The organism is Cupriavidus campinensis, assembly GCF_905397395.1.
Taxonomy (GTDB): Bacteria; Pseudomonadota; Gammaproteobacteria; order Burkholderiales; family Burkholderiaceae; genus Cupriavidus; species Cupriavidus campinensis.
On the sequence record NZ_CAJPVH010000007.1, the window covers coordinates 1 to 21,508 of the forward strand.

19 protein-coding genes and 1 pseudogene are annotated in these 21,508 nt (G+C 67.3%); 14 read left to right on the forward strand and 6 right to left on the reverse strand.

The annotated features are described in order from the left end of the window. Positions 1-876 (reverse strand): MurR/RpiR family transcriptional regulator (locus KHO18_RS06355; protein WP_211942917.1); only part of this gene is annotated, 876 nt, incomplete at its 3' end. Between the two features lie 256 nt (positions 877-1,132). Here KHO18_RS06355 and edd point away from each other — a divergent pair. From edd to ftsB, 12 genes and pseudogenes are all read left to right on the forward strand, one after another. Further along, positions 1,133-3,019 (forward strand): phosphogluconate dehydratase, encoded by a 1,887-nt coding sequence (gene edd, locus KHO18_RS06360; protein WP_211942918.1) that lies wholly within the window; start codon positions 1,133-1,135, stop codon positions 3,017-3,019. Between the two features lie 188 nt (positions 3,020-3,207). Then, entirely contained in the window at positions 3,208-3,726 is a 519-nt protein-coding gene (locus KHO18_RS06365; RefSeq protein WP_092292614.1) for a gluconokinase, read from the forward strand. A gap of 256 nt (positions 3,727-3,982) precedes the next feature. Beyond that, a complete protein-coding gene (locus KHO18_RS06370; RefSeq protein ID WP_144196058.1) occupies positions 3,983-5,458 on the forward strand; it encodes a circularly permuted type 2 ATP-grasp protein in 1,476 nt (491 codons plus the stop codon). 32 nt (positions 5,459-5,490) lie between these two features. Beyond that, a pseudogene (locus KHO18_RS06375) lies at positions 5,491-6,567 on the forward strand (alpha-E domain-containing protein); the annotation flags it as partial. An 81-nt stretch (positions 6,568-6,648) separates the two neighbouring features. Continuing rightward, positions 6,649-7,515 carry a transglutaminase family protein gene (locus KHO18_RS06380; protein ID WP_144196054.1) on the forward strand — a complete coding sequence of 289 codons (867 nt, stop codon included), beginning with the start codon at positions 6,649-6,651 and terminating at the stop codon, positions 7,513-7,515. A gap of 151 nt (positions 7,516-7,666) precedes the next feature. After that, on the forward strand, positions 7,667-8,470 hold the full coding sequence (locus KHO18_RS06385) for a peptidase (protein ID WP_186296751.1): 804 nt from the start codon (positions 7,667-7,669) through the stop codon (positions 8,468-8,470). Positions 8,471-8,536: 66 nt separating this feature from the next. Next, positions 8,537-9,355, forward strand: coding sequence for an alpha/beta fold hydrolase (locus KHO18_RS06390; protein ID WP_144196053.1), 819 nt, complete (start codon positions 8,537-8,539; stop codon positions 9,353-9,355). 185 nt (positions 9,356-9,540) lie between these two features. After that, the gene (locus KHO18_RS06395) at positions 9,541-11,199 is read left to right on the forward strand and encodes a CTP synthase (protein WP_144196052.1); all 1,659 of its coding nucleotides are present in this window, start codon (positions 9,541-9,543) and stop codon (positions 11,197-11,199) included. Positions 11,200-11,222: 23 nt separating this feature from the next. Beyond that, complete coding sequence (kdsA, locus tag KHO18_RS06400; protein ID WP_211942919.1) at positions 11,223-12,092, forward strand: 3-deoxy-8-phosphooctulonate synthase; 870 nt, start codon at positions 11,223-11,225, stop codon at positions 12,090-12,092. A 125-nt stretch (positions 12,093-12,217) separates the two neighbouring features. After that, positions 12,218-12,508, forward strand: coding sequence for a DUF1330 domain-containing protein (locus tag KHO18_RS06405; protein ID WP_144196048.1), 291 nt, complete (start codon positions 12,218-12,220; stop codon positions 12,506-12,508). A 76-nt stretch (positions 12,509-12,584) separates the two neighbouring features. Further along, positions 12,585-13,874, forward strand: a complete 1,290-nt coding sequence (eno, locus tag KHO18_RS06410) for a phosphopyruvate hydratase (RefSeq protein WP_144196046.1) — start codon at positions 12,585-12,587, stop codon at positions 13,872-13,874. Between the two features lie 166 nt (positions 13,875-14,040). Further along, the gene (gene ftsB, locus KHO18_RS06415) at positions 14,041-14,382 is read left to right on the forward strand and encodes a cell division protein FtsB (protein WP_092292635.1); all 342 of its coding nucleotides are present in this window, start codon (positions 14,041-14,043) and stop codon (positions 14,380-14,382) included. 6 nt (positions 14,383-14,388) lie between these two features. On the opposite strand, the gene KHO18_RS06420 is transcribed toward ftsB, so the two are convergent. From KHO18_RS06420 to KHO18_RS06430, 3 genes are all read right to left on the reverse strand, one after another. After that, positions 14,389-14,730 (reverse strand): hypothetical protein, encoded by a 342-nt coding sequence (locus KHO18_RS06420; RefSeq protein WP_377731488.1) that lies wholly within the window; start codon positions 14,728-14,730, stop codon positions 14,389-14,391. A 112-nt stretch (positions 14,731-14,842) separates the two neighbouring features. Beyond that, complete coding sequence (gene hslO / locus KHO18_RS06425; protein WP_211942920.1) at positions 14,843-15,850, reverse strand: Hsp33 family molecular chaperone HslO; 1,008 nt, start codon at positions 15,848-15,850, stop codon at positions 14,843-14,845. A 60-nt stretch (positions 15,851-15,910) separates the two neighbouring features. Continuing rightward, the gene (locus KHO18_RS06430; protein WP_144196042.1) at positions 15,911-16,435 is read right to left on the reverse strand and encodes a gamma carbonic anhydrase family protein; all 525 of its coding nucleotides are present in this window, start codon (positions 16,433-16,435) and stop codon (positions 15,911-15,913) included. Positions 16,436-16,605: 170 nt separating this feature from the next. Here KHO18_RS06430 and KHO18_RS06435 point away from each other — a divergent pair, with 170 nt between their 5' ends. Then, the gene (locus tag KHO18_RS06435; RefSeq protein ID WP_144196040.1) at positions 16,606-17,472 is read left to right on the forward strand and encodes a ferritin-like domain-containing protein; all 867 of its coding nucleotides are present in this window, start codon (positions 16,606-16,608) and stop codon (positions 17,470-17,472) included. Here KHO18_RS06435 and KHO18_RS06440 read toward each other — a convergent pair. Then, positions 17,461-19,224, reverse strand: coding sequence for an acyl-CoA synthetase (locus KHO18_RS06440; protein WP_211942921.1), 1,764 nt, complete (start codon positions 19,222-19,224; stop codon positions 17,461-17,463). The two genes, KHO18_RS06435 and KHO18_RS06440, sit on opposite strands and share 12 nt — an antisense overlap. 159 nt (positions 19,225-19,383) lie before the next feature. On the opposite strand from KHO18_RS06440, the gene KHO18_RS06445 reads away from it, so the two are divergent. Next, positions 19,384-20,280: an alpha/beta fold hydrolase gene (locus tag KHO18_RS06445; protein WP_144196036.1), complete on the forward strand. Its 897-nt coding sequence runs from the start codon at positions 19,384-19,386 to the stop codon at positions 20,278-20,280. Between the two features lie 17 nt (positions 20,281-20,297). Here KHO18_RS06445 and KHO18_RS06450 read toward each other — a convergent pair whose 3' ends face one another. Next, on the reverse strand, positions 20,298-21,374 hold the full coding sequence (locus KHO18_RS06450; protein WP_144196034.1) for an NAD(P)/FAD-dependent oxidoreductase: 1,077 nt from the start codon (positions 21,372-21,374) through the stop codon (positions 20,298-20,300). Between the last annotated feature and the right edge of the window lie 134 nt (positions 21,375-21,508).

Here is a 21,508-nt window from a genome sequence, read left to right on the forward strand (position 1 = left end):
GGCCGCCACGGCTTCGCGGGACGCCGGCGCCTCCGGCGCGGCGCCGCCGATGCGGCGCTCGCGCAGGTGCGCCTTGGCACGTTGCAGGCCAGCCGCGACGGTGTCCGCGCGTTCCAGCGCCACGCCGGCGGCAAGCACGTCGCCGAGCACGAGGTGGCTGATGCGGGAGGTCATCGGCGTGTAGACCTCGCTGTCCTCCTCGACGTCGGAGAACACGCAGACGTCGGCCAGCCGGGCCAGGGGCGAGCCGCTGTGGGTCAGCGCCAGCACGCTTGCGCCGCTGGCGCGGGCGAGCGTGGCGGCGGTCAGCATGTCCCAGGTGCGGCCGCTGTTGGAGACCAGCACCGCCACGTCGCCAGGTTGCAGCAGTGCGGCGGACATGCTGAAGACGTGCGGATCGGAGTAGGCCGTGGTGGGAATGCCGAGGCGGAAAAACTTGTGCTGGATGTCGAGCGCGACGATGCCCGAGTTGCCGCAGCCGTAGAACTCGATGCGGCGCGCGCTGGCCAGTAGCCGGATGCCGTGCTCGATCTGGTCGGCCGACAGGGCGTTCCGGACGGCCATCAGCGTGGCGATGGTGCGGTCGAAGACCTTGCCGGCGATGTCGGCGGGGCGGTCGTCGGCCTCCACGTCCTGGTGGACGAACGGCGTGCCACCGCCCAGGTTCTGGGCGAACTGGAGTTTGAACTCCTTGAAGCCGTCGTAGCCCAGCGCGGCGCAGAAGCGGGCGATGGTCGGCTGCGAAACGCCGGCGCGTTCGGCCAGTTCGGGCATCGACAGGCGGATCACGCTGGCGCCGTGGCGGGTGACGTAGTCAGCCAGGCGGCGTTCGGACGGACGGAGCGTGTCGTAGACGGCAAGGATTCGGTCGCGCATGGTGGTGCGGGTCTCGGCTGGCCATCGACGTGGCCATTCTGGATTGAAAGTGTAGAGATTCTACACAAAATGAAGTGAGGATCGATCGGGAATCGGGGCTGTGCCACCTTAGGGCTTTCCCGTATTTGCTTTGACAAAGCCATATTTCTGTCAGAAAGTGGCTTCCAGCAGGCTAAGGGCCAAGGCTATAATGTAGAAAATCTACAGATCAACGGGCGTTTTTTGCCCTGCGCTCCCCACGAGGAACATGTCCGCCATGACCCAATCCGTTCATGCCGAGGTGTCGGCCGTTACGCAACGCATTGTCGAGCGCAGCCGCGCGAGCCGCGCCGCCTATCTGGCGCGCTGCGAGCGCGCGCAGCGGGAACTCGGCCCGCTGCGCGGCATGTCGTGCGCGAATCTGGCGCACGGTTACGCCGCGCTGCCGGCTGACGACAAGCTCAAGCTGCGCGTCGAGCACGCGCCGAATCTCGGCATCGTTACCGCGTACAACGACATGCTGTCGGCCCACCAGCCCTACGAGCGGTATCCGAACGTGATTCGCGAGGCGGCGCGCGCGGTGGGTGGCGTGGCCCAGGTGGCCGGCGGCGTGCCGGCGATGTGCGACGGCATCACGCAGGGCAATGCCGGCATGGAGCTGTCGCTGTTCTCGCGCGACGCCATTGCCATGGGTACGGTGGTCGCGCTCTCGCACAACACCTTCGATGCGGCGCTGATGCTCGGCGTGTGCGACAAGATCGTGCCGGGCCTGCTGATGGGGGCGCTGCAGTTCGGGCACCTGCCCATCGTCTTCGTGCCGGCCGGCCCGATGGCGACCGGCCTCTCGAACAAGGAAAAGGCGCGCGTGCGCCAGCTCTACGCCACCGGTCAGGTCGGCCGCGACGCCTTGCTGGAGGCCGAATGCGCCGCCTACCACAGCGCCGGCACCTGCACCTTCTACGGCACGGCCAACAGCAACCAGTTCCTGATGGAAATCATGGGCTTGCACGTGCCGGGCTCGGCCTTCGTGCACCCGGACAGCGGCCTGCGCGATGCGCTGACGGCGGCCGCGGCGCAGCGCGCGCTGGCGCTGATTGCGCGCGGCAACGCGTACACGCCGCTCGCCCAGATCGTGGACGAGCGCGCCATCGTCAACGCCATGGTCGGCCTGCTGGCCACGGGCGGCTCCACGAACCATACGATCCACCTCGTCGCCATGGCGCGTGCCGCTGGCATCGTCATCGACTGGAATGACTTCGACCGCCTGTCGGCGGTCACGCCGCTGCTGGCGCGCGTCTATCCGAACGGCTCGGCCGATGTGAACCACTTCCACGCGGCCGGTGGCGTGGCCTATGTGATTGGCCAGCTGCTCGAGGCGGGGTTGCTGCACGAGGATGTGCAGACCGTGATGGGGCAAGGGCTGGCGCGCTACACCGAGGAGCCGGTGATGACTGACGGCACGCTGCGTTGGCGCGATGGTCCGGCCACCAGCGGCGATGCAGCCGTGCTGGCCCCGGCGTCGGCGCCGTTCTCGAAGGAGGGCGGGCTGCGCCTGATGGCCGGCAATCTCGGCCGGGGCGTGATCAAGGTGTCGGCCGTGGCCGACGAGCATCGGATCGTGGAGGCCCCGGCCCGCGTGTTCGACTCCCAGGAGGCGCTGCAAGCCGCCTTCGAGGCCGACGAACTGAATCGCGACGTGGTGGCGGTAGTCCGCTTCCAGGGGCCGAATGCCAACGGCATGCCCGAGTTGCACCGCCTCACGCCGGCGCTCGGCGCGCTGCAGGATGCCGGCCACAAGGTGGCGCTGGTGACCGATGGCCGCATGTCGGGCGCGTCAGGCAAGGTGCCGGCAGTGATCCATGTGGGGCCGGAGGCGCTTGTCGGCGGACCGCTGGCGCGGGTGCGCGACGGCGACCGTATCCGCGTAGATGCCGTATCCGGCACATTGACCCTGGTTGGCGATGCCGGCGTGCAGGCCGAATTCGCTGCGCGCATCCCGGCGACCGCGCCGGACGACGAGTTTGCGCGCTTCAGCATGGGGCGCGGCCTGTTCGGACTGTTCCGGCGCCATGCCCGGATCGCCGAGGAAGGCGGCAGTGCCCTGGACTTGTCCGAGGCCGACGCCGCGCCCGCTGTCCAAACGGCCAGCGCGGTCGCACAATAGGCAAACGCTCACCTTGCCCTGCACGCACTTAGTCGTCGTTTAATCGTCGTTTAGTCGTTTTACGATTTTCAGCAATCGCCGCGGCCCGGTATCTCCATGCCGCGGTGCACCTTCGCGCCACGTTTTTCGCGCCCGAAGGCTACCGACAAGGATGGCCCGACCATCCGACCATGATCGACGGAGCAGACATGATCTATATCCTGATGGGCGTTTCCGGCAGCGGGAAAACCACGGTCGGCCAGCTGCTGGCCAGCCAGTTGCACTGCGGCTTCCACGATGCGGACGCCTTCCACAGCGAGGCCAACAAGGCCAAGATGCACAACGGCATTCCGCTGACCGACGAGGACCGCTGGCCCTGGCTGGCCGCGATGCGCGCCGCCATCGACACCGCCCGGGCCGAGGGCCGCACCCACGTTTTCACCTGCTCGGCGCTGCGCCAGACCTACCGCGACCGCCTGACCCCGCCGGACGGCGGCGTGACCTTCGTCTTCATGAAGGGCGACGCCGGCACCATCGGCAGCCGGCTGTCGGCGCGCACGGACCATTTCTTCAATCCGGCGCTGCTGCAAAGCCAGTTCGATACCCTCGAGGAGCCGCGCGACGCGCTGGTACTGGATATCCGCCGCACGCCCGAGGCACTGGTCCAGGACATTCTGGACAAGTGCCCGCCCGAGTCGGCCGCCTGCAGCGGGAAGCCCGCCGCCTGACTTGGGCTGACCGGAGCTGACCTGACACCGCCAGCCCAGCCTCGGGGCGCCGTGCCTTCGGCGGCGCCTGGCTGGCAAGCATCTTGCTAAACCGAATTCACGTGCCGGCGCGCGTGACCCTTGCGGGTTTTGCCGGCGCGGATATGCTGAAAGAGCCAACTCGACAAGGCATCGACAAACGGGCGACCGGGGAGACGGCACGGCACGGTCAGTACGAGGCCGGCGCGGGCGCCCATTTCACGAAGGAGCGGCCATCATGGCGGCGCGGTTTTTCGACGAGATGCTGGAAGGGCGGGAGGACGGCGTGGTGGCGGCCATCGAGGCCGGACAGACGCTGCCGTCCGGGGCGGTCAGGGCCCACTATCGCAATTTTGCGGACTGGATCGGGCGGCAGTCCGCATCGACAATGGACAACAAGCGCGCCGAGGCGGACCTGATCTTCCGGCGCGTGGGCATTACCTTTGCCGTCTACGGCGACAAGGACGAGTCGAACAGCGGCACCGAACGGACTATTCCGTTCGATGTGATTCCGCGCATCTTTCCGGCTAGCGAGTGGGCCACGCTAGAGCGCGGCCTGCGCCAGCGCGTGGCCGCGCTGAACCGGTTCATCCACGATATCTACCACGGCCAGGACATCATCCGCGCCGGTGTGATTCCGCCCGACCAGATCTACAACAACGCGCAGTACCGGCCGGAGATGCTCGGCATCGACGTGCCGCGCGACATCTACGCCCACGTGGCCGGCATCGACGTGGTGCGCGCCGGCGAGGGCGAGTTCTACGTGCTGGAGGACAACCTCCGGGTGCCGTCCGGCGTCTCGTACATGCTTGAAAACCGCAAGATGATGATGCGGTTGTTCCCGGAGCTGTTCGCGCGCAACCGGGTGGCGCCGGTGGCGCACTATCCCGACCTGCTGCTGGACATGCTGCGCAGCGTGTCGCCCCAGAACATCGCCGATCCCACCGTGGTCGTGCTCACGCCGGGCATGTACAACTCGGCGTATTTCGAACATGCGTTCCTGGCCCAGCAGATGGGTGTGGAACTGGTGGAGGGCAGCGACCTGTTCGTCGAGGACGAGCACCTCTACATGCGCACCACGCAGGGGCCGCAGCGCATCGACGTGATCTACCGCCGCGTGGATGACGACTTCCTTGATCCCCTCGCATTTCGTCCAGATTCGGCGCTCGGTGCGGCCGGGCTGCTGTCGGTCTACCGGGCCGGCAATGTGACGATCAGCAACGCCATTGGCACGGGCGTGGCCGACGACAAGTCGATCTACCCCTACGTGCCGGACATGATCCGCTTCTACCTGGGCGAGGAGGCCATCCTCAACAACGTGCCGACCTATATGTGCCGGCGCCCGGACGATCTCCAGTTCGTGCTCGACCATATGGCCGACCTCGTGGTCAAGGAGACCCACGGCGCGGGCGGCTACGGCATGCTGGTCGGCCCGGCGGCCACGCGTGCCGAGATCGACCAGTTCCGCGAGGTGGTGAAGTCGCGTCCCGAGCAGTACATCGCCCAGCCGACGCTGGCGCTGTCCACCTGCCCGACCTATGTGGAGTCGGGCATCGCGCCGCGCCATATCGACCTGCGGCCGTTCGTGCTGTCGGGCAAGGAGGTGCGCATGGTGCCGGGCGGGCTGACCCGCGTGGCGCTGCGCGAAGGGTCGCTGGTGGTCAACTCCTCGCAGGGGGGCGGCACCAAGGACACCTGGGTGCTGGAGCGCTGAGCCATGGAATACGCCGATCGCCGGGAGAACCCATCATGTTGAGCCGCACCGCCGACCATCTGTTCTGGATGTCCCGCTATACCGAGCGCGCCGAGAACACCGCGCGCATGCTCGACGTCAACTACCAGACTTCGCTGCTGCCGCAGTCCGCCGAAGTGGCCGAGCAGGGCTGGTGGGCGATGCTCGATATTTCCGAGCTGACCAACGCCTTCGACCACAAGTACGGCCTGCTGCACCGGGACGACGTGATCGACTTCATGGTCCGCGACATGACCAATCCGTCGTCGATCATGAGCTGCCTGCGCGCGGCGCGCGAAAACGCCCGCGCGGTGCGCGGCTCGCTGACCACGGAGGTCTGGGAGACGCTGAACACCACCTGGCTGGACGTGCAGCGCATGATCGCCGATGGCGAACTGCGCGACGACCCGTCCCGCTTCTTCGAGTGGGTCAAGTTCCGCTCGCACCTGGCGCGCGGCGTGCAGTTCGGCACCATGCTCAAGGACGATGCCTTCCACTTCATGCGGCTCGGCACGTTCCTGGAGCGGGCCGACAACACCGCGCGGATCCTCGACGTCAAGTTCCAGGCGTCCGGCCGGCGCGACGAGGACGACCTTGCCTTCCAGGGCGGCCAATTGCAGAGTCAGAATCAGGGCGGGGGCTCCCAGAGCCAGTCCCAATCCCAATCCCAGGACGGCGGCGGGCAGTCCCAGAGCCAGTTGCAGAACGACGACCTGAATCGCGAGCAGAACGATTTCTATCACTGGGCGGCCGTGCTGCGCTCGGTGTCCGGCTTCGAGGTGTATCGCAAGATCTATCGCGCCGTGATCACGCCGCAACGCGTGGCGGAGCTGTTGATCTTGCGGCCGGACATGCCGCGCTCGCTGGTCTCGAGCATGGACGAGGTGGTCGCGATTCTCGCGCTGGTGGCCAACCAGCAGTCGTCGGAGACGGAGCGGCAGGCTGGTAAACTCCACGCCGACCTGAAATACGCGCGCATCGACGACATCTTCGCCGTTGGCCTGCACGCCTACCTGACCAGCTTCCTGGAGCGCATTGGCGATCTCGGCAACGGCATCAGCCGGGACTTCCTCGTCCCGCTGGCTGCCTGACGAGGTGCCGGGCTCGCCACACCGTTGCCGGATCGGGCGGGTGGCGGGCCGGGCACCGGTCGCCGCGGCGCGTGCCCTATCGTGAAATACAAGATCCACCACAAGACGGTCTACCGTTACACCGAGCCGGTGCGCCGCAGCGTGCACGAACTGCGGCTTGTGCCGCGTACGGGGCCGCTTCAGTCCGTGCAGGACTGGACCCTGACTGCACCGGGCAACCTGTCCGAGGCCCGCGACGGCTTTGGCAACATCGTCCATAACTTCACGCTGTCCGGCCCCGCCCAGACGATTTCGATCACGGCGACTGGCGAAGTGGAGGTGATGATTTCGCCTCTTGATGAGGCGGAGTCGCCCGGCCACCATGGCTTCCACGACCTGCCGGATGCCGGCGAGTCGCGCGTATCGCCGCTGTACTTTGCGGCCGCCACGCCGCTCACGCAGGCCCCGGCCGCGCTGCGCGCGTTCGCCGCGCCGTTCCTGGCCGCCGGCCACGACGTGCCGGCGCTGCTGGCGCTGGCCGATGGCATTGCGGACCGCGTGCGCTACAGCGCCAACACCACCCACGTCGGCACCAGCGCCGCCGATGCCTTCGCGCTCGGCAGCGGCGTCTGCCAGGACCAGGCGCAGGTGATGGTGGCCGCGTGCCGCGCCTTCGGCATTCCGGCACGCTATGTCAGTGGTTACTTCTATGACCCGGCTGCAACCTCGATGGCCAGCCACGCCTGGGCCGATGTCTGCCTGGACGCCGCCAGCGCGCTCTGGTGCAGCATAGACGTGACGCACCGGTGCCTCACCGATGGCCGCCACGTACGCCTTGCCGTGGGGCGCGACTACGCCTCCGCTGCACCAATTCGGGGCATTCTGGAGGGCGGGACTGGCGAGACAATGGAAGTCGAGATCGCCATCACGCCCATTCCGCCCATGGCGCCGGTGCCGGCTGCCGACTGACCTTCCCGCGCCGCGCGCCGGCCAATCAGACGGCCGTTCCAGATGGCCGATGCCACCCGAGGCGGCTCGCGTCGCGCCGGGGCGCTAGAATGCAAGCTTGCCCTGAGCGCGCCGCCGAACCGGCGCGCGGCCCAAAACCAACAAGATTCCCATGACGTACTGTGTAGCCATGCGGCTGGATGCCGGCCTGGTATTCCTGTCGGATTCCCGTACCAACGCCGGCGTGGACGCCATTTCCACGGCCCGCAAGATGACCGTGTTCGAAGAGCCGGGCGACCGCGTGATGGTGATGATGACCGCCGGCAACCTCGCCATCAGCCAGTCCGTGCGCCAGTGCCTGGCCGAGGGCCGCGACGAGAAGCGCTCGCTCTGGACCGCGCGGGACATGTTCGAGGCCGCCACCATCGTCGGCGACGCCGTGCGCGCCGTGCACAAGCGCGACGCCCATGCGCTGCGCGATGCCGGCATCGAATTTAACGTGAGTCTGGTCTTCGGTGGCCAGATCCGTGGCGAGCGGCCGCGGCTGTTCAATATCTATGCGGCCGGCAACTTCGTCGAATCGACACCGGAAAACTGCTATTTCCAGATTGGCGAGGCCAAGTACGGCAAGCCGATCATCGACCGCGTGGTGTCGCCGTCGCTGCCGCTGGGCGAGGCCGCCAAGTGCGCGCTGATTTCGATGGATTCCACGCTGAAATCGAATATCTCCGTGGGCCTGCCGCTGGACCTGCTGGTCTATGAGGCCGATGCGCTGCGCGTGACCCGCTTTGTCAATATCGACGAACGCAACGCCTACTTCCGCATGATCCGCGACACCTGGGGCCACCGCCTGCGCCAGGTGTTTGGCGAGATCTGCAACCCCGAGTGGGATGCGGCGGAGCCGGCGGAATTCCCGCTCGCGCGCGATGAGGCGGACCGCTGGGGCCAGCCCGTGCGGGCCCGCCGCGAACACTGATCTCCCCCATTGATCGCCCCCCACTGATCGCCGCTTCCCCGGCATTCCGACCTCCCAAGACGCCGCATGCGCGACATCCTGCTGTTTTCGCACGCCAACGGCTTTCCGGTGCGCACGTATCGCAAGCTGTTCAGCGCACTGGAAGACGAATTCGATATCCGCGCCGTGGAGCGCTACGGCCATGACCCGAAGTACCCGGTCACGCGCGAGTGGCCCCATCTGGTGGAGGAATTGCTAGACGAACTGGACCGCGCCACGCGTGACGGCACCGAGCGCCCGGTGTGGCTGGTCGGCCATTCGCTGGGCGGCTTCCTGTCCCTGATGGCCTCGCTGCGCCGGCCTGCCCGGGTGCGCGGGGTGGTCATGCTCGACTCGCCGGTGATTGCCGGCTGGCGCGCCGGGCTGCTGCGGTTCTCGCAGATATTCGGTCTCGACGAGAAGCCGGGCCCGGCGGCCGTGACGAAGAACCGCCGCACCCACTGGCCGGACGCCGAGGCGGTGCGCCATCACTTCCTCTCCAAGAAGAATTTCGCCATTTGGGATCCAGAGGTCCTGAGCGACTACGCCGAGCACGGCACCGAGCCGACCGGCCGCGCCGGCGAGCGGCGGCTGCGCTTCGATCGCGAGGTGGAATACAAGATCTACCGGACCCTGCCAACCAGCCTGGGCCGCAAGGTGTCCCGGGGCGCGCCGGTGCCGGTGGGCTTCGTCGCCGGCACGCGCTCGCGCGAGGTACGCCAGTGCGGGCTGGGCGCCACGCGCCGGCTGGTGGGCGAGCACTTGCGCTTTATCGAGGGCGGCCATCTCTATCCGATGGAAAAGCCCCTCGAAACCGCTGCGCTGGTGCGTGACCTGATCGGCAAGATCCGGCAGGAATCGCGCTAGGCGACAGTTGGCTCGCAGGCAGGGCGGCGCCAACCCGCGCCCGTGCGGCGCATTGGGCGCAAGGAGGCGCAGCGCGGCGCAACCGGGTAGCACCCGGCCCGGTTTTACCCCGGCTGTCACAATTTCCGGGGCCGCGCGGGACGGCCGCTCATGTATAATCCCGATTTCCCCGGCAAGCTCGGTTTATGACCAAATTCGTCTTCGTCACCGGTGGCGTCGTCTCTTCTCTCGGCAAGGGCATCGCTGCTGCTTCGCTCGCGGCCATTCTCGAGTCGCGCGGCCTCAAAGTCACCCTCCTCAAGCTCGATCCCTACATCAACGTCGATCCCGGCACGATGAGCCCCTTCCAGCACGGCGAGGTGTTCGTGACCGAAGATGGCGCGGAAACCGACCTCGACCTGGGGCACTATGAGCGCTTCGTTTCCGCCAAGATGCGGAAATCGAACAACTTCACGACCGGCCAGATCTATGAATCGGTGATCCGCAAGGAACGCCGGGGCGAGTACCTGGGCAAGACCGTGCAGGTCATCCCCCATATCACCAACGAGATCCAGGCATTTGTGGAGCGCGGCGCGGCCGCCTCGCACGAGGGCAAGGCCGACGTGGCGCTGGTGGAGATCGGCGGCACGGTGGGGGATATCGAATCCCTGCCGTTCCTCGAGGCCGCGCGCCAGATGAGCCTGCGCATGGGCCGCAACCACTGCGCCTTCGTGCACCTGACGCTGGTGCCGTTCATCGCCAGCGCGGGCGAGCTGAAGACCAAGCCGACCCAGCACTCGGTGCAGAAGCTGCGCGAAATCGGTATTTCGCCGACGGCGCTGCTGTGCCGCGCCGACCGCCCGATTCCGGACGACGAGCGCGCCAAGATCTCGCTGTTCGCCAATATCCCGCAGGAAGCCGTGATCTCGGTCTGGGATGCCGACAGCATCTACAAGATCCCGCAGATGCTCAACGAGCAGGGCCTGGACCGCCTGATCTGCGAGGAGCTGCGCCTGGATCCGAAGCCGGCCGACCTGTCGATGTGGCAGAAGCTGGTCAACGCGCAGGAAAACCCCGAGCACGAAATCACGATCGGCATGGTTGGCAAGTACGTCGACCTGACCGAGTCGTACAAGTCGCTGATCGAGGCGCTGCGCCACGCCGGCATGCATACCGCCACGCGCGTGAACATCGAATACATCGATTCCGAGGAACTGGAATCCGGCCACCTGGAAGTGCTCCAGCCGCTGGACGCCATCCTGGTGCCGGGCGGCTTCGGCAAGCGCGGCACGGAAGGCAAGATCCGCGCGATCCAGTACGCCCGCGAGAACAAGGTGCCTTACCTGGGCATCTGCCTGGGCATGCAGCTGGCCGTGATCGAGTTTGCCCGCCACGTGGCGAACATGGCCGATGCCAACTCGACCGAATTCAACCTCGAAACCGAGCATCCGGTGGTCGCGCTGATCACCGAATGGCTGGACCGCGAAGGCAAGGTCGAGCAGCGCTCGGCCGATTCCGACCTCGGCGGCACGATGCGCCTGGGCGCCCAGCGCGTACCGGTGAAGGCCGGCACCAAGGCTGCGCAGATCTATGGCGACGAAGTGAACGAGCGCCATCGCCATCGTTACGAAGTCAACAATCACTACGTGCCGCAGCTCGAGGGCGCCGGCATGGTGATTTCGGCCCGTACCCCGACGGAAAACCTGCCGGAGATGATGGAGTTGCCCGAGAGCCTGCACCCGTGGTTCGTTGGCGTGCAGTTCCACCCGGAATTCACGTCCACGCCGCGTGACGGCCATCCGCTGTTCAAGGCCTACGTGGAAGCCGCGCTGGCCAGCCAGCAGCGCAAGGGCAAGTCCGCCTGAGCGCGCGCAGAGAAGGAGCAGCCATGAAACTGTGTGGATTCGATGTCGGCCTCGACCAGCCGTTCTTCCTGATTTCCGGGCCGTGCGTGATCGAGTCCGAGCAGATGGCGCTGGACACGGCCGGCCAGCTCAAGGAAATCACCTCGGCGCTGGGCATTCCGTTCATCTACAAGTCGTCGTTCGACAAGGCCAACCGGTCGTCGGGCAAGTCGTTCCGCGGTCTCGGCATGGAAAAGGGTCTTGAGATCCTGGCCACCGTGAAGCGCGAGATCGGCGTGCCGGTGCTCACGGACATCCACGAGATCGACGAGATCAAGCCCGTCGCCGCCGTGGTGGACGTACTCCAGACGCCGGCCTTCCTGTGCCGCCAGACGGATTTCATCCGCGCCTGCGCCCAGAGCGGCAAGCCGGTGAACATCAAGAAGGGCCAGTTCCTGGCGCCGCACGACATGAAGAACGTGATCGATAAGGCGCGTGATGCGGCCCGTGAGGCTGGTCTGCCCGATGACGCGTTCATGGCCTGCGAGCGCGGTGTCTCCTTCGGCTACAACAACCTGGTCTCGGACATGCGCTCGCTGGCGATCATGCGCGAGACCGCCGCCCCGGTGGTGTTCGACGCCACGCACTCGGTGCAGTTGCCGGGCGGGCAGGGCACGAGTTCGGGCGGCCAGCGCGAGTTCGTGCCGGTGTTGTCGCGTGCCGCCGTGGCAACCGGCGTGGCCGGGCTGTTCATGGAAACGCACCCGGACCCGAGCAAGGCGATGTCGGACGGCCCCAACGCCGTGCCGCTGTCGCGCATGAAGGAATTGTTGTCGGTCCTGAAGGATCTCGATGCGCTGGTCAAGCGTAGCGGCTTCCTCGAGGACAACTTCAGCTGGCCGGCCTGCGCCTGAGCCAGTGTTGGTCGTGACCGCCCGCGCCTGTCGCGGGCGGAATCGTTTCCGGCCCGCATGGTCCATCCTGCACCGACCGTGACGCGCCGTATCGAAAGACAATACAAAAGATTCGGAGATCGCCCATGGCCGCCGGCTATATCATCGCGTACGTCGACGTGACAGACCCCCAGCAATACGAGCAGTACAAGGTGCTTTCCACACGCGCCATGCAGGCGCACGGGGCCGAGGTGCTCGTGCGCGGCGGCAAGACCGAGCCGCTCGAGGGGGAATGGGCGCCCACGCGTGTCGTGCTGCTGAAATTCCCGAGCTATGAGGCCGCCAAGACCTTCTACGCGAGCGAGGAGTACCTGGCCGCGCGGCAGTCGCGCGAGCACGCGGCGAAGATGAACATGATCGTTGTCGAGGGCGCCTGACCATCGTCGGCAACATTTGTCACGGTTGGCGGGCATTCTTGCGCAGTCACCAGATTCAACAGTCCAGAGAGGAAATATGAGTGCAATCGTAGATATCATCGGTCGCGAGGTTCTCGACTCGCGTGGCAATCCCACGGTCGAGTGCGACGTGCTGCTGGAATCCGGTGTGATGGGCCGTGCGGCCGTGCCGTCGGGCGCGTCCACGGGTTCGCGGGAGGCCATCGAGCTGCGTGACGGCGACAAGTCGCGCTACCTGGGCAAGGGCGTGCTGAAGGCCGTCGAGCACATCAACACCGAGATCTCCGAAGCCATCATGGGCCTGGACGCCTCCGAGCAGGCGTTCCTGGACCGCACCCTGATCGAGCTGGACGGCACCGAGAACAAGGGCCGCCTGGGCGCCAACGCCATGCTGGCCGTGTCGATGGCCGTGGCCAAGGCCGCCGCCGAGGAAGCCGGCCTGCCGCTGTACCGCTACTTCGGCGGTTCGGGCGCGATGCAGATGCCGGTGCCGATGATGAACATCGTCAACGGTGGCGCGCACGCCAACAACAGCCTGGACATCCAGGAATTCATGATCATGCCGGTCTCGCAGACCAGCTTCCGTGAAGCCCTGCGCTGCGGCGCCGAGGTATTCCACGCGCTCAAGAAGATCCTGGCCGACAAGGGCATGTCCACGGCCGTGGGCGACGAAGGCGGTTTCGCGCCGAATTTCTCGTCGAACGAGGAATGCCTGAACACGGTAGTGCAGGCCATCGAGAAGGCCGGCTACAAGGCGGGCGAGGACGTGCTGCTGGCGCTGGACTGCGCCGCCAGCGAGTTCTACCACGAGGCCGAGGACGTCTACCAGCTGGAAGGCGAGGGCCTGAAGCTGTCGTCGACGCAATTCGCCGACTACCTGGCCAACCTGTGCGACAAGTTCCCGATCGTCTCGATCGAGGACGGCATGGCCGAGGGCGACTGGGAAGGCTGGAAGACGCTGACCGAGAAGCTGGGCGAGCGCGTGCAGCTGGTGGGTGACGACCTGTTCGTGACCAACACGAAGATCCTGAAGGAAGGCATCGAGAAGGGCATCGGCAACTCGATCCTGATCAAGATCAACCAGATTGGCACGCTGACCGAGACCTTCGCCGCCATCGAGATGGCCAAGCGCGCCGGCTACACGGCCGTGATCTCGCACCGCTCGGGCGAGACCGAGGACAGCACGATCGCCGACATCGCGGTGGGCACCAACGCTGGCCAGATCAAGACCGGCTCGCTGTCGCGTTCGGACCGCATCTCGAAGTACAACCAGCTGCTGCGCATCGAGGAAGACCTCGGTGACATCGCTACGTACCCGGGCAAGAGCGCGTTCTACAACCTGCGCTAAGTCCCCGAGTCTCCCCCTCCCGCCCCGGGAGCGGGGAGATCTCCCCCGCCGCGACACGTTCGTGTTGCAGAGTGTTGCGTTTTTTCAGGCCGATAATTTTGCATTCTTCGGTCGCATAAGGGATCATTGGGGTGGTCGTCAATCTGACGATATCCAATTTGCCCCGATGCGTCTGATTTCCCTGCTGCTGTTCGTGCTGCTGCTCGCCATCCAGTATCCACTCTGGCTGGGCAAGGGCGGCTGGCTGCGCGTATGGGACCTGAACCGCCAGGTGCAGGAACAGACCACCCATAATCAGGCGCTCAAGCTGCGCAATGCCAAGCTGGAAGGGGAAGTCAGCGACCTGCAGGACGGCACCGGCGCAATCGAGGAGCGTGCCCGCTACGAGCTGGGCATGGTGAAGGAGAGCGAGGTGTTCGTGCAGTTCGTGGCCCCGGCCCCGAAGGTCAGCGCCACGCCACCGTTACCGCCGCCCCCGAATTCCGTTGCCGGCAAGGGCGGTCACTGAGCCGGCCTACCACCAGTACGGGTAGCCACCCCAGCCGCCACCCCAGTATCCCGGGCTGCTCACGCCCACGCCGCCGCCCCAGCGGCCACCACCCCACCCACCGTAGTACAGACTCCAGCTCGTGTTCGGATAGGCGTATGCCCATGCCTCGGCCTGCTGTTGCCGGGCGATGGCCGCCTCCTGGTCGCGCAGGATCTGCTGGTTCAGCTGCGTCAGCGACTGGCTTTCCTCGGGCGTGATCGGGGCTGGCGGCACGCCGTTGGGCATCAGCCGGGCCGTGGCCGGCGAGCCATTGATGTCCCGTGGCACGGGAGACGCGCAGCCGGCCAGCAGCGCCACGGCCAACATCGCCACAGCGCCTGCCGGCCCGAGGCGGGAACAGAAGGGGCGGGGGCGATGATCGGCTTGCATGGCGGTTTTCCTCAGGTCATGGATTCCAGGTGGGGGCGACTTGGTGCTCTCAGTGCTGTTGGTGTGCGCCGTCGCCGGCACCGGTGGCCACGGGCGCGGTGAACAGCTGGGCGCTGTCCACGGGGTCGAATTCATAGCGCTGGCCGCAGAAATCGCAGTGGATCTCCACGTGGCCGCGCTCGGCGATGATGCTTTCCACCTCGGCCTGGCCGAGCGACTGGAGCATGCCCGCCACCTTGGCGCGCGAGCACGAGCACTGGAAACGCGGTGTCATCGGCTCGAAGACACGCAGCCCGGTGGCCTGCAGGTCTTCCCAGAACAGGCGGCGCAGCAGCGTGTCCGGCGACTCCGCCAGCAATTCCTCGTCCTTGAGCGTGGCGCCGAGCTGGCAGGCGCGGTCCCAGGTGTCCAGGTCCTGCGCGCGGCCGGCTTCGTCAAGTGGCGCGCCGGTCTCACCCACTTCCATCGTGCCGCCGTACGACGGCAGCTTCTGCAGCAGCATGCCGGCGGCCACCTGGTCGTTCGAGGCGAGCCACAGGCGCGTGTCGAGCTGCTCGGACGCCTGCATGTAATGCTCCAGCACCGCACCGATCGACGACAGCGGGCCGTGCTCGTCCGACAGCGGCACGATGCCCTGGTAGGCCTGCTGGCCAGGTAGCTTGTCTTGCGGGTCGAGCGTGATCGCGAAGCGGCCCTGGCCGTGCACGTTCACCATCTGCTTGAGCGTGGCGTCGTCGGCAATCGCGGTGTCTTCGGCGATCTTGGCCGTGGCGCGCATCGAGAGGTCCGACAGGCATTCCACCACCAGCATCCGCACCGGGCCGTCGCCATGCAGCTGCATGACCAGCGCCCCGTTGAACTTGAGATTGGCCGACAGCAGCGCCGCCGCCGCCATCATCTCGCCCAGCAGGCGCCGCACCGGCGCCGGATAGGCATGGCGGTTGAGCACCTCTTGCCAGGTGGCCTCCATGCGGACCAGTTCGCCGCGCACCGGGGCGGCGTCGAACAGGAATTTCTGGAGGGTGTCGGGATTCGAGGTTGCGGTCACGTTCGTCATCTATCTAGCGGTAAGGCACGGGTTGCGGGCGCGCGGGCGGGGCCGCGCGCCGGTATGTCATCAGTCGATGCGCTTCAGGTCGGTCTTGTACATCGCCTGGCGCTTCGCGTAGGTCTCGGCGTTGCGGTAGAGGTTGGCCACGTCGGCATCGGTCAGCTCGCGCACGACCTTGGCCGGCGCGCCCAGGATCAGCGAGCGGTCCGGGAACACCTTGCCCTCGGTCACCACGGCGCCGGCGCCGACCAGGCATTCCTTGCCGATCACGGCACGGTTCAGCACCACGGCCTGGATGCCGATCAGCGATCCTTCGCCCACCGTGCAGCCGTGCAGCATGGCCTGATGGCCGACGGAGACCTTGTCACCCAGCGTCAGCGGCGCGCCCGGATCGGTATGGAGCACGGAGCCTTCCTGGATGTTGGTGTCCTCGCCCACCACGATCGGTTCGTTGTCGCCACGGATCACCACGCCGGGCCAGGCACTCGCGCGCGCCTTGAGCGTCACGTTGCCGATGATGGTGGCTTCGGCGGCCACGTAGGCATCGCTGTGGATGGTCGGGGCGAGGTCGCCGATCTGGTAAAGCGCCATGGGGTCTCCTGTGTCCTGCCTGAGGCAGTGGGGCTGGTGAGGCAATCCGGTGTAATTGGGGATGGCCGCCGCGATTAAAAGAGCACTGAAGGACGCGCGCACCCCGGGAAGCGGGGCGTGGCGACACGCCGTGACGCTCTACAATGGCGACTCCCCGGAATTTTACGCCTATGCCAGTCACAGCACCCGCCACCGGCCTTGATTTGCCGCATGCCCGCCTGCCGCGCCACCGCGCGCTGGAAGTGCTATGCATGACCGATGCCAGGGCGAAGGCCGATGCAGCCCGGGCGCTGTTCGAGGCCATGGTGGCCGCAGAAGCGGCCGGGCAGGGCATTGGCGATGCGGATACGGCACTCGCCCCCGCTGCCGGCGTGGCTCTGCCCGGCCGGCCCGCGCGCCCGGAACTGGTGCCGCCCCAGAAGGTGGAGCGCCGCCGCTCGCTGCGCACCCCGGCGGGGCGGGCGGCGATGATTCATGCGCTGTGCCATATCGAATTCAACGCGATCAACCTCGCGCTGGACGCCGCGTGGCGCTTTGCCGGCATGCCGCCGCGCTTCTATCGCGACTGGCTCCAGGTGGCGAGCGAGGAGGCCCTGCATTTCTCGCTGCTGGCCGACCATCTGGCCACGCTGGGCGCCGAGTACGGCGACTTCCCGGCGCACAACAGCCTGTGGGAGATGTGCGACAAGACCGCCGGCGATGTGCTCGCGCGCATGGCGCTGGTGCCGCGCACGCTCGAGGCACGCGGGCTGGACGCCTCGCCGCCAGTGCGGGCCAAGCTGGCCGAGGCCGGCGACGAGGCCGCCGCCGCGATCATCGACATCATCCTGCGTGACGAAGTGGGGCACGTGGCCATCGGCAATCACTGGTACCGCTGGCTGTGCGCGCAGCGCGGGCTGGACCCCGTGCCGACCTACGCCGCGCTGGCCGACCAGTACCGCGCCCCCCGGCTGCGCGGCCCGTTCAACCTCGACGCCCGCCGCGCGGCGGGGTTCGACGAGGACGAACTGGCCTGGCTGGAAGCCTCAGCCGGCTGAGGTGGGCGCTGGCGCGCCGCCGGCCACTTTCGTTTTCTCCGTAGCCTTCTCCTGTTCCTGCAGCCGCAGCACCCGCCGCTGGATCTTGCCGGTGGTCGTCATCGGCAGTTGATCGATAAATTCAATTGCCTTGGGATACTCATAGGGGGCCAGCTGCCCCCGCACGTGCTGCTGCAACTCGGCGATCAGCGCGGCGTCGTTGTCGAACGAGCGCGCCACGGCGGGCGTGAGCACGATGAACGCCTTGACGATGGCCCCGCGCTCGGGGTCCGGCGACGGCACCACGGCGCAGTTCGACACCGCCGGGTGCTTGAGCAGGCAGTTCTCGATCTCGCTCGGCCCGATGCGGTAGCCGGACGACTTGAACACGTCGTCCGCCCGGCCCTGGTACCAGAGATAACCGTCCGCATCCATGCGGGCGAGGTCGCCCGTGCGGCACCAGCGCAGGCCGTCCAGTTCGGTGTACTTGCCCGCCGTGGCAGCCTCGTTCTTCCAGTAGCCCAGGAAGAAAACCGGGTCCGGATGCCCGTGGATGTCGGTGGCGCAGACCGCCACCTCGCCGTCCTCGTCCGGCGGGCAGAGGCGGCCCTCGTCGTCGATCACCGCTACGCGGTGGCCCGGGTAGGGGCGGCCCATCGAGCCCGGCCGCGCCGGCCAGCCGAGCCGGTTGTCGTCGTACTGCGCGGTGCAGTTGCCGACGATGTAGTTGATCTCGGTCTGGCCGAACATCTCGTTGACGATGACCCCGAGGGCGTCGCGGCACCACGAGAACACGGTCTCGCCCACGGCTTCGCCGGCGCTCATGATGGCGCGCAGCTTGAGCCGGTAGCGCGCGGACGGGTCCGGGCACGCCTTCATCATCTGCTTGAGCGCCGTGGGGAACAGGAAGGTGTTGGTCACGCCATAGCGTTCGAGCAATTCGAAGGCACGTTCGGCGGAGAACCGGCCCTGATAGCCGACGATGGGCTTGCCGAAGTACAGCGCCGGCATCAGCGCATCCCACAGGCCGCCGGTCCAGGCCCAGTCGGCGGGGCTCCAGAACACGTCGTCGTCCTGCGGATACCAGTTCTGCGAGCAGACGAAGCCGGTCAGGTTGCCGATCAGTGCCCGGTGCGGAATCAGCGCGCCCTTGGGCGGCCCGGTGGTGCCGCTGGTGTAGATCAGCACGGCGGCCTCGTCGGCCTTGGTCTGCTCGGCGGTGAAGGTGGGTAGCTGGGCGGCCAGCAGGGCGTCCCAGTCCAGGTCGCCCCGGCCGGTGGCGGCGCCGGCGCCGATTACGGTGCGCAGGGTGGGGCAGTCCGGGCGGGCGGCGAGCAGGTTGTCGATGGCGGTCTCGTCGGCAATCGCCACGCGGGTTTCGCTGTGGTCGATGCGGTACGAGAGCGCTTCCGGGCCGAACAGCATAGACAGCGGCATGGCCACGGCGCCCAACTGGTAGACCGCCATGCCGGCAATGACGGTTTCGATGCGCTGGGGCATGACGATGGCCACGCGGTCGCCCCGGCCCACGCCCAGCTCGCGCAGCGCGCGGGAGAGTCGGTTGGCCTCGGCCTGGATATGGGCGTAGGTGTAGGCGTCGCGGCGCCCGTCCTCGTGCTCGGTGTAGACCGCCACGCGGTCCATGGTGGCCGGATCTCGGGCCCAGCGGCCGCAGCAGACGTCGGCCAGGTTGAAGTGCTCGGGCACGTTCCAGTGGAACGCGTCATGTAGCGCGCGATAGTCGTCGCGGCGCGTGGCCGGCAAGGCGGTCATCCGGTTGTCTCCGATGTTTTTGCGGCGTCAGGCCGGGCGGATCGCTATAATCGGCCAGGCGAACGATCGTTCTATTTTTATCCAGGCTGCCGCGTGGCCCCCCTCCGCCCCGTGCCCGAGAAGACCTGGCAATACAAGAGACAGAAGGGTAGAGACACCATGACCATCACGGAAACCTCGCGTTCCGAATTTATCACGCTGCGCGGCCTGCGCACGCACGTTCGCCATTGGGGCACGCCCGGCGCGCCCAAGCTGTTCATGCTGCACGGCTGGATGGACGTGGCCGCGTCGTTCCAGTTCCTTGTCGATGCGCTGGAGCGCGACTGGCACGTGATTGCCATGGACTGGCGCGGGTTTGGCGAGACCGACCTGCCGACGCGCTATCCGGGCACCACGTCGTACTGGTTCCCGGACTACGTGGCCGACCTCGAGGCGCTGCTCGACCATTACCAGCCCGAAGGACAGGTGGATCTGGTGGGCCACAGCATGGGTGCCAACGTGGTCTGCATCTATGCAGGGGTGCGCCCGCAGCGGGTGCGGCGCGTGGTGGATCTGGAGGGCTTCGGCCTGACCCGCACCCGGCCAGACCAGGCGCCGGGCCGGCTGGCGCGCTGGCTGGACGAACTGCGCACACAGCCGGAACTGCGCACCTACGAGAGCGAGGCCGCCGTGGCGGCGCGTCTGCAGAAGACCAATCCGCGCCTGCCCGACGACCGCGCCGCCTTCCTGGCCGCGCACTGGTCGCGCCGCAACGCCGAGGGCCGGTGGGAGATCCTGGGCGACGCGGCCCACAAGATGACCAATCCCACGCTATACCGGATCGACGAAATCATGGCGATCTGGGCCAAGGTGGAAGCGCCGGTGCTGCACGTGGAGGCACGCGACTCCGCCACCCTCCAGCACATCGCCCACAAGCAGCCGCTGGACGAATTCCGAGAGCGCTTCCGTGCCTTCCCGGACTTCCGCGAAGTGACCGTGGACGACGCCGGACACATGCTCCACCACGACCAGCCGCAGGTGGTGGCGCGGCTGATCGAGGCATTTCTCACTGAATGACGAGTTGGGATGGCGCCTCACGCGTGCGTGAGCTTCTCCTTGAGCGCGGCGTTGTTGCTGGTGTGCACATGCACCAGCGACTTCTGCGGGTTGGCGTAGTGGTACGCCTTGCGCAGCGCGAGCGCGGCCTCATGGAAGCCGGAGAGGATCAGCTTTTGCTTGTTCGGATAGAAGCAGATGTCGCCGGCGGCGAAGATGCCGCGGCGCGAGCTTTCATAAGTGGTGGTATCCACCACGATGCGGCCCGCGCGCATGTCCATGTCCCACTGGGCGATCGGCCCCGGCTCGGACACCAGCCCGTACAGGGCCACAAGTTCGTCGGCGGGCAGCGTCTGCTCGCCGTCGCGGGTCTTGATCGTCGCGGCGGTCAGCTTGCCGGCGTCATCGGTCTGCAGGCCGCCGAGCATGCCCACGACGAAGTCCATCTCGCCGGCCGCCACGGCCGCGCGCATCGACGCCACGGTGTGGTCGGCGGCGCGGAAGCCCTCGCGCCGGTGCAGCAGCGTCACGCGCCCGGCCACCTTGCGCAGCGCGAGCGCCCAGTCGAGCGCCGAATCGCCGCCGCCCGCCACGATCACACGGCGGCCGGCAAAGCGCGAGGTGTCGCGCACGGCGTAGTGCAGATGCCGGTCTTCGAGCGCGGCGGCCTCGGGCAGCGCCACGCGTTGCGGCGCGAAGGCCCCGGCGCCGGCGCAGATCAGCACTGCCGCCACGTCGAAGCGTTTGCCGGCGTCGGTGGTGACCAGCAGGCGCGGATGGCCGTCCGCGCCGGCGTGCTCGCTGACGCTGTCGGCCCGCTGGCTGAAGTGCATCGGGAACGCGAACGGTGCGCATTGCTCCATGAGCCGGTCTACGAGGTCCTGCGCCAGGCAGCCTGGCACGGCCGGAATGTCGTAGATCGGCTTCTCCGGGTACAGCTCGGTGCACTGGCCGCCGGGCCGGTCGAGCACGTCGATCAGCTCGCATTTGAGCCCCAGCACGCCGGCCTGGAACGCGGCGAACAGGCCAACCGGCCCGGCGCCGACGATCAGCACATCGGTCTGCGTGGTTTCCTGGGGGGCGAGCGGGGCGGACGTGGCGGGCGTGGAAGACATGATCGAGGCAGGTGCGCGGCGGGCGCCAGGTGGCGCGCGGCGCATGGGGGAGCGGAACAAGGCCCCATCATACCTTGCGTGCCATGGGAATCCGGGCACGCCACCGTTGGCGGCAGGGCTAAAAGACCCTGCCA

Coding starts and splice junctions, on each gene's coding strand:
- edd (WP_211942918.1), top strand. CDS start 1,133: ATGACCCAATCCGTTCATGCCGAGGTGTCGGCCGTTACGCAACGCATT.
- KHO18_RS06365 (WP_092292614.1), top strand. CDS start 3,208: ATGATCTATATCCTGATGGGCGTTTCCGGCAGCGGGAAAACCACGGTC.
- KHO18_RS06370 (WP_144196058.1), top strand. CDS start 3,983: ATGGCGGCGCGGTTTTTCGACGAGATGCTGGAAGGGCGGGAGGACGGC.
- KHO18_RS06385 (WP_186296751.1), top strand. CDS start 7,667: ATGACGTACTGTGTAGCCATGCGGCTGGATGCCGGCCTGGTATTCCTG.
- KHO18_RS06390 (WP_144196053.1), top strand. CDS start 8,537: ATGCGCGACATCCTGCTGTTTTCGCACGCCAACGGCTTTCCGGTGCGC.
- KHO18_RS06395 (WP_144196052.1), top strand. CDS start 9,541: ATGACCAAATTCGTCTTCGTCACCGGTGGCGTCGTCTCTTCTCTCGGC.
- kdsA (WP_211942919.1), top strand. CDS start 11,223: ATGAAACTGTGTGGATTCGATGTCGGCCTCGACCAGCCGTTCTTCCTG.
- KHO18_RS06405 (WP_144196048.1), top strand. CDS start 12,218: ATGGCCGCCGGCTATATCATCGCGTACGTCGACGTGACAGACCCCCAG.
- eno (WP_144196046.1), top strand. CDS start 12,585: ATGAGTGCAATCGTAGATATCATCGGTCGCGAGGTTCTCGACTCGCGT.
- ftsB (WP_092292635.1), top strand. CDS start 14,041: ATGCGTCTGATTTCCCTGCTGCTGTTCGTGCTGCTGCTCGCCATCCAG.
- KHO18_RS06420 (WP_377731488.1), bottom strand. CDS start 14,730: ATGTTGGCCGTGGCGCTGCTGGCCGGCTGCGCGTCTCCCGTGCCACGG.
- hslO (WP_211942920.1), bottom strand. CDS start 15,850: ATGACGAACGTGACCGCAACCTCGAATCCCGACACCCTCCAGAAATTC.
- KHO18_RS06430 (WP_144196042.1), bottom strand. CDS start 16,435: ATGGCGCTTTACCAGATCGGCGACCTCGCCCCGACCATCCACAGCGAT.
- KHO18_RS06435 (WP_144196040.1), top strand. CDS start 16,606: ATGCCAGTCACAGCACCCGCCACCGGCCTTGATTTGCCGCATGCCCGC.
- KHO18_RS06440 (WP_211942921.1), bottom strand. CDS start 19,224: ATGACCGCCTTGCCGGCCACGCGCCGCGACGACTATCGCGCGCTACAT.
- KHO18_RS06445 (WP_144196036.1), top strand. CDS start 19,384: ATGACCATCACGGAAACCTCGCGTTCCGAATTTATCACGCTGCGCGGC.
- KHO18_RS06450 (WP_144196034.1), bottom strand. CDS start 21,374: ATGTCTTCCACGCCCGCCACGTCCGCCCCGCTCGCCCCCCAGGAAACC.